This is a genomic window from Streptomyces roseicoloratus (assembly GCF_004117935.1).
Classification (GTDB): Bacteria; Actinomycetota; Actinomycetes; order Streptomycetales; family Streptomycetaceae; genus Streptomyces; species Streptomyces roseicoloratus.
Genome location: NZ_SDOY01000098.1, coordinates 1 through 7,686, shown reverse-complemented (window position 1 = coordinate 7,686; position 7,686 = coordinate 1). Strand labels below are relative to the sequence as shown.

Genomic DNA, 7,686 nt, shown 5'->3' with positions numbered 1-7,686 from the left:
TCTCGTGACTGCGTGCCTTTTGAAGAATGAGCCTGCGAGTTTGCGGTGTGTTGCGAGGTTAACCCGTGTGGGGAAGCCGTAGCGAAAGCGAGTCCGAATAGGGCGGTTGAGTAGCACGCTCAAGACCCGAAGCGGAGTGATCTAGCCATGGGCAGGTTGAAGCGGAGGTAAGACTTCGTGGAGGACCGAACCCACCAGGGTTGAAAACCTGGGGGATGACCTGTGGTTAGGGGTGAAAGGCCAATCAAACTCCGTGATAGCTGGTTCTCCCCGAAATGCATTTAGGTGCAGCGTCGTGTGTTTCTTGCCGGAGGTAGAGCACTGGATAGGCGATGGGCCCTACCGGGTTACTGACCTTAGCCAAACTCCGAATGCCGGTAAGTGAGAGCACGGCAGTGAGACTGTGGGGGATAAGCTCCATGGTCGAGAGGGAAACAGCCCAGAGCATCGACTAAGGCCCCTAAGCGTACGCTAAGTGGGAAAGGATGTGGAGTCGCAGAGACAACCAGGAGGTTGGCTTAGAAGCAGCCACCCTTGAAAGAGTGCGTAATAGCTCACTGGTCAAGTGATTCCGCGCCGACAATGTAGCGGGGCTCAAGCGTACCGCCGAAGTCGTGTCATTGCAGCATATAGGGCCAACGCCTGCTGTGATGGGTAGGGGAGCGTCGTGTGCCGGGTGAAGCAGCCGCGGAAGCGAGTTGTGGACGGTTCACGAGTGAGAATGCAGGCATGAGTAGCGATACACACGTGAGAAACGTGTGCGCCGATTGACTAAGGGTTCCTGGGTCAAGCTGATCTGCCCAGGGTAAGTCGGGACCTAAGGCGAGGCCGACAGGCGTAGTCGATGGACAACCGGTTGATATTCCGGTACCCGCTTTGAAACGCCCAATATCGAGCCCATTAATGCTAAGGCCGTGAAGCCGCCCTGGATCCTTCGGGTGAAGGGGAGTGGTGGAGCCGCTGACCCAAGGTGGTAGTAGGTAAGCGATGGGGTGACGCAGGAAGGTAGTCCAGCCCGGGCGGTGGTTGTCCCGGGGTAAGGGTGTAGGACGCACGGTAGGCAAATCCGTCGTGCACATAGTCTGAGACCTGATGCCGAGCCGATTGTGGTGAAGTGGATGATCCTATGCTGTCGAGAAAAGCCTCTAGCGAGTTTCATGGCGGCCCGTACCCTAAACCGACTCAGGTGGTCAGGTAGAGAATACCGAGGCGTTCGGGTGAACTATGGTTAAGGAACTCGGCAAAATGCCCCCGTAACTTCGGGAGAAGGGGGGCCATCACTGGTGATGACACTTGCTGTCTGAGCTGGGGGTGGCCGCAGAGACCAGCGAGAAGCGACTGTTTACTAAAAACACAGGTCCGTGCGAAGCCGTAAGGCGATGTATACGGACTGACGCCTGCCCGGTGCTGGAACGTTAAGGGGACCGGTTAGTGACCTTTCGGGGTTGCGAAGCTGAGAACTTAAGCGCCAGTAAACGGCGGTGGTAACTATAACCATCCTAAGGTAGCGAAATTCCTTGTCGGGTAAGTTCCGACCTGCACGAATGGCGTAACGACTTCTCGACTGTCTCAACCATAGGCCCGGTGAAATTGCACTACGAGTAAAGATGCTCGTTTCGCGCAGAAGGACGGAAAGACCCCGGGACCTTTACTACAGTTTGATATTGGTGTTCGGTTCGGCTTGTGTAGGATAGGTGGGAGACTGTGAAGCGGCCACGCCAGTGGTTGTGGAGTCGTCGTTGAAATACCACTCTGGTCGTGCTGGATGTCTAACCTCGGTCCGTGATCCGGATCAGGGACAGTGTCTGATGGGTAGTTTAACTGGGGCGGTTGCCTCCCAAAGGGTAACGGAGGCGCCCAAAGGTTCCCTCAGCCTGGTTGGCAATCAGGTGTTGAGTGTAAGTGCACAAGGGAGCTTGACTGTGAGACCGACGGGTCGAGCAGGGACGAAAGTCGGGACTAGTGATCCGGCGGTGGCTTGTGGAAGCGCCGTCGCTCAACGGATAAAAGGTACCCCGGGGATAACAGGCTGATCTTCCCCAAGAGTCCATATCGACGGGATGGTTTGGCACCTCGATGTCGGCTCGTCGCATCCTGGGGCTGGAGTCGGTCCCAAGGGTTGGGCTGTTCGCCCATTAAAGCGGTACGCGAGCTGGGTTTAGAACGTCGTGAGACAGTTCGGTCCCTATCCTCTGTGCGCGTAGGAATATTGAGAAGGGCTGTCCCTAGTACGAGAGGACCGGGACGGACGAACCTCTGGTGTGCCAGTTGTCCTGCCAAGGGCATGGCTGGTTGGCTACGTTCGGGAGGGATAACCGCTGAAAGCATCTAAGCGGGAAGCCTGCTTCGAGATGAGTATTCCCACCTCCTTGAGAGGGTAAGGCTCCCAGTAGACGACTGGGTTGATAGGCCGGATGTGGAAGCCCAGTAATGGGTGGAGCTGACCGGTACTAATAGGCCGAGGGCTTGTCCTCAGTTGCTCGCGTCCACTGTGTTAGTTCTGAAGTAACGAACACGCCCCCCGGTTGAGGGTGCGCGGCGGTTCAACTTCATAGTGTTTCGGTGGTCATAGCGTTAGGGAAACGCCCGGTTACATTCCGAACCCGGAAGCTAAGCCTTTCAGCGCCGATGGTACTGCAGGGGGGACCCTGTGGGAGAGTAGGACGCCGCCGAACAACCCGCCCTTTTAGCTCAGTCGGTAGAGCGTCTCCATGGTAAGGAGAAGGTCAACGGTTCGATTCCGTTAAAGGGCTCAGAGAAAAGGCCCCCGCCTGATGGCGGGGGCCTTTTTGCGTTCCCTCGTCCTGCGTCCGACATCACGAGGGCCGGCCCCGCAGGAGCCGGCCCTTTTCGTTTGCCGTGCCGTCACGTCATGCCGTCACGCGTGGTGCGGCTCCGGGATGCGGAGGGCCAGGATGGCCATGTCGTCGGACGCCGGTTCCTGCGCGAAGCGTTCGACCGCGCGCAGGACGCGCGAGGTGATCGCACCGGCCGTCAGGCCCGTACAGGACCTGAGGACCTCAGTGAGGCCGTCGTCGCCCAGCATCCGGGTGCCCTCGCGGCGTTCGGTCACGCCGTCCGTGACGCACAGCAGGACGTCACCTGGGTTCAGGGTGACCGTCTGCTCGTAGAGCTCCAGGTCGTCCATGACGCCGAGCAGCGGCTGCGGGTCCGCGGCCGGCCGGACCGTGCCGTCCTGGCTGAGCCGCAGCGGCAGCGGATGGCCGGCGCAGACGACCTTCAGGACCGCCGAGCCGTCCTCCTGCGGGCGCAGCTCGCCGTACAGCAGGGTGAGGAAGCGGCTGCGGGCGCCCTCGTCGAGGATCGCCGCGTTCAGCCGCTCCAGGACGGCGGGGCCGCCGAAGCCCTCCCGCGCGAGGAGGCGCAGGGCGTGGCGGGCGAGGCCCGTGACGGCGGCGGCCTCCGGGCCCGTACCGCAGACGTCGCCGATGGCGAAGCCGTACGAGCCGTCGCGGATGGGGAAGAGGTCGTAGAAGTCGCCGCCGACCTCGTTGCCCTCGCCGGCGGCGCGGTAGATGACGTCGACCTCGACTCCGGGGACGTCCGGGAGGCCGGGCGGCAGCAGGCTGCGCTGGAGCGAGCGGCTGATGGCCGTGCGCTCGGAGTAGAGGCGGGCGTTGTCGAGGGCCAGGGCGGCTCGGCGGGAGAGGTCCTCGGCGAGCTCCAGGATCTCCTGGCGGAAGTGGTCGTCGGTGGGCCTGCCCAGGGTGAGCATGCCGATGACGCGGTTGCGGGCGACGAGCGGGAGGACCACGGTCTCGCCGCCGACGGCGCCCGCGGTGGCGAGCGCGCCGTCGATGCCGGAGGAGACCGGGCTTCCGGGACCGTCGAGTTCGCGCATGGAGGCGCTGAGCGCGGCCCGGTGGGCGGCGTCGCCGGGAGCGGTCCAGACGCGGGCCCCGGGAGTCGGCACCGGGTCCGGTGGGTCGATCGAGGCCAGCAGTGCCTTCAGGCCGTCGATGAGGTCCTCGTCCTCGTGGAGGACGTAGGAGAGGTACGGGTCGGAGGCCTGGTCGGCGATCGTGTAGACGGCGCACCAGGTGGCCAGAGTGGGGACCGTCATCTGGGCCATGAGGGCCAGGGTCTGGTCGCGGTCGAGGGTGCCGGCCAGGAGGTCGGAGGCCTCGACGAGGAAGCTGAGGGAGCCGCGGCGGAGTCGTTCGAGTTCGCCGAGGCGTGCGGACTCCACGGCGAGGGCGATGCGGTCGGCGGCGAACTGGAGGCGCAGGGCCTCCTCGTTGGAGTAGCGGTTGGCGCCTTCGGCGGCGACGCCGAGGGAGCCGGTGAGCCGGCCCTCGACCTTCAGGGGGACCGTCACGACCGAGCGCATGCCGGTGCCTTCGAGGAGCGGTACGGCGCCGGGGACGGCGGCGAGGTCCTCGTGGACGGCGGGCATGCGGGCGGAGCCGTAGCGGCTGGCGCCGGTCTCGACGGGGACGCGGGCGAAGCGCTGGCGGGCGGAGGGCAGGCCCGTGGTGGCCCGTACCTCGAGTTCGGTCTCGTCGTCGGTGGCCAGGAGGAGGAAGGCGGAGTCGCCGTCGAGCATGTCGCGGGCGCGTTCCACCGTGCGCTGGAGAAGGCCGTCGAGGTCGTCGGGGGCGGGGGAGCCGATGAAGACCTCGAACGGGTCGGCGGAGCCGCCGCGGTTGTCCGTGCCGGGTTCGGAGGCGGCGGGGCGCTGCGGCGTCTGGAGGACGGCGCGCTCGTGCTCGCGTACGAGGAGGCAGACGGTGGAGGGCTCGCCCTGGGCGTCGCGGACCCGGAGGTGCGAGGCGTAGACGGGGATCACGCGGCCGTCGGCGCAGCGGATGCCGTAGCTGCCCTCCCAGCGGGAGAGGCGGAGGGCCTCGGCGAGGCCGGTGCCGATACCGGGGGTGTGCGGCCAGGCGGCGAGGTCGCCGAGGGGTTTGCCGGTGACCTGCTCGGAGCCGTATCCGAAGAGTTCCCCGGCGTCCTCGTTCCAGGCGGAGATGGCGCCGGTGCCGTCGATCTGGACGACGGCGACGCGGATCCGGCTGTCGGTGAGCGGGAGGAGCGGGTCGGGCAGGACGGGACCGGCGGAGCGGGTGCCGACGGCGCGTTCGGGCAGGTCGAGGTGGAACCAGACGTGCTTGCGGGTGGGGCTGTAGTCGACGCCCCACCGGGTGGCGAGGGCGGCGCAGAGCAGCAGGCCCCGGCCGTTCTCGCGGTCGGGGCTGCCCATGGTGCGGGTCTGCTGGAGAGGAATCTCACGCTCGGGGTAGCGGTCGGCGACCTCGATGCGGACGCCGTCGTCGCCGCGGAGGCAGAGGACCTCGGCGGCGGTGCCGGCGTGGATGACGGCGTTGGTGACGAGTTCGCTGGTGAGGACGACGGCGTCGTCGACGACCTCGGCGTAGCCCCAGCCCTGGAGGGTGTCCCGGACGAAGGCGCGGGCGGTGGCGACGGACCGCCCTTCGGGTTCGAAACTGGCAGCCGCCCGCGCGGTGATCACTGAACTCCTCGTACGCGTCTCGACGCCCGGCTCTGCCATGGTCGGTCTGCCCCTCCCGCCGTCCGGTGCTGCTTCTCGCGCCGTCCCGCCCCCGCCGGGCGGACCGGGGCGGTTGGACAGCCGGATGCCAGGTTACTTACCTTCGCTGTCCCACCGGATGCCGGTCACGCTGATTCCGTCCCTCGGACGTGGGGACGTTGTGCGAAGCTGCCGAACTGTTATGGCCTGGTTCGGACCCGGTGAAACACTGGGCAGGCTGATAGCGAGAGACCGAGCGTACGGTCGACCCCTTCGGGAGGGACACGGTGGAGTCTGGCACGACGACGCGGCGCGGAGGCGGTTCGCGGCCGAAGGGCGGCGGCCGGTCCCGGGGCGCGGGCACGGTGCAGGTGGACGCGGCGGCGCTGGAGCGGTTGCTGGCCGCTCTGGTGTCGATGCGGGACGGGAACTTCCGCAAGCGGCTGACCGTGTCCGGCGACGGGATGATGGCCGAGATCGCGGCCGTCTTCAACGAGGTCGCGGACCGGCAGTCGCATCTGACCGGGGAGTTCGCGCGGGTGCGCCGGGTGGTGGGCCGCGAGGGCAAGCTGTCGGAGCGGCTGGAGGCCGGGGCGGCGGAGGGCTCCTGGGCGGCGACCATCGAGGCGGCGAACGCGCTGGTCGACGAGCTGGCGCGGCCGGTGTCGGAGGTCGGCCGGGTGCTGTCGGCGGTGGCCGAAGGCGATCTGGGGCAGCGGATGGAGCTGCGCTCGGAGGGCGGCGACGGGTCGACGCGGCCGTTGCGCGGGGAGTTCCTGAAGGTCGCGCGGACCGTGAACAACCTGGTCGACCAGCTGTCGGTGTTCGCGGACGAGGTGACCCGGGTCGCGTTGGAGGTGGGCACCGAGGGCATCCTGGGCGGTCAGGCTCAGGTGCGCGGTATGTCCGGTTCGTGGAAGGACCTGACGGACTCGGTCAACACCATGGCGAACCGGCTGACGGCCCAGGTGCGGGACATCGCCCTGGTCACGACGGCGGTGGCCAACGGTGACCTGTCGCAGAAGGTCACGGCGAACGTGGCCGGCGAGATGCTGGAGCTGAAGAACACCGTCAACCGGATGGTGGACCAGCTCTCCTCGTTCTCGTCCGAGGTGACCCGGGTGGCCCGCGAGGTGGGCACGGAGGGCGAGCTGGGCGGTCAGGCCGAGGTGGCCGGCGTCGCCGGTGTGTGGAAGGACCTCACGGACTCCGTCAACACGATGGCGGGAAATCTCACCAATCAGGTGAGGGGCATCGCCGAGGTCACGACGGCGGTGGCCAACGGCGACCTGTCGCAGAAGGTGCGGGTGTCGGCGCGCGGGGAGATCGCCCAGCTCGCGGACACCATCAACCAGATGACGGAGACCCTGCGGACCTTCGCGGACGAGGTGACGCGCGTCTCGGGCGAGGTCGGCGCGCAGGGTCTGCTCGGCGGTCAGGCGCAGGTGCCGGGTGCGGCGGGCACGTGGAAGGACCTGACGGACTCGGTCAACACCGTCTTCCGGAACATCACCACGCAGGTGCGGGACATCGCGCAGGTGACGACGGCGGTGGCGAACGGTGACCTGTCGCAGAAGGTCACGGTGGACGTGGCCGGCGAGATGCTGGAGCTGAAGAACACCGTCAACACGATGGTGGACCAGCTGTCGGCGTTCGGTTCCGAGGTGACCCGGGTGGCGCGGGAGGTCGGCGTCGAGGGCCGGCTCGGCGGTCAGGCGCAGGTGCCGGGCGCGGCGGGCACGTGGAAGGACCTCACCGACTCGGTGAACACGGCGTTCCGCAACCTCACCGGTCAGGTGCGGGACATCGCGCAGGTGACGACGGCGGTGGCGAACGGCGACCTGTCGCAGAAGGTCACCGTGGACGTGGCCGGCGAGATGCTGGAGCTGAAGAACACCGTCAACACGATGGTGTCGCAGCTGTCCTCGTTCGCCGACCAGGTGACGCGGATGGCCAGGGACGTGGGCACGGAGGGCCGGCTCGGCGGCCAGGCCCGGGTGGACGGTGTGTCCGGGCGCTGGCGGGAGCTCACCGACTCGGTGAACTTCATGGCCGGCAACCTGACGTCGCAGGTGCGGCAGATCGCCCAGGTGACGACGGCGGTGGCGCGGGGCGACCTGTCGCAGAAGATCGACGTGGACGCGCGCGGCGAGATCCTGGAGCTGAAGAACACC

At 66.7% G+C, this 7,686-nt stretch carries 2 protein-coding genes, 1 tRNA gene and 2 rRNA genes; 4 read left to right on the top strand and 1 reads right to left on the bottom strand.

Annotation, left to right across the window (positions count from 1 at the left end):
• The 3 genes from ESG85_RS10790 to ESG85_RS10780 form a co-directional block, all read left to right on the top strand.
• Positions 1–2,474, top strand: a 23S ribosomal RNA gene (locus tag ESG85_RS10790); the annotation flags it as partial.
• A gap of 84 nt (positions 2,475–2,558) precedes the next feature.
• A 5S ribosomal RNA gene (rrf, locus tag ESG85_RS10785) occupies positions 2,559–2,675 on the top strand.
• A 5-nt stretch (positions 2,676–2,680) separates the two neighbouring features.
• Positions 2,681–2,753, top strand: a tRNA-Thr gene (locus tag ESG85_RS10780).
• A gap of 125 nt (positions 2,754–2,878) precedes the next feature.
• Here ESG85_RS10780 and ESG85_RS10775 read toward each other — a convergent pair.
• The gene (locus ESG85_RS10775; protein ID WP_128977930.1) at positions 2,879–5,533 is read right to left on the bottom strand and encodes a SpoIIE family protein phosphatase; all 2,655 of its coding nucleotides are present in this window, start codon (positions 5,531–5,533) and stop codon (positions 2,879–2,881) included.
• A 266-nt stretch (positions 5,534–5,799) separates the two neighbouring features.
• On the opposite strand from ESG85_RS10775, the gene ESG85_RS10770 reads away from it, so the two are divergent.
• A partial coding sequence (locus ESG85_RS10770; protein ID WP_128977928.1) for a HAMP domain-containing protein occupies positions 5,800–7,686 on the top strand: 1,887 nt, incomplete at its 3' end.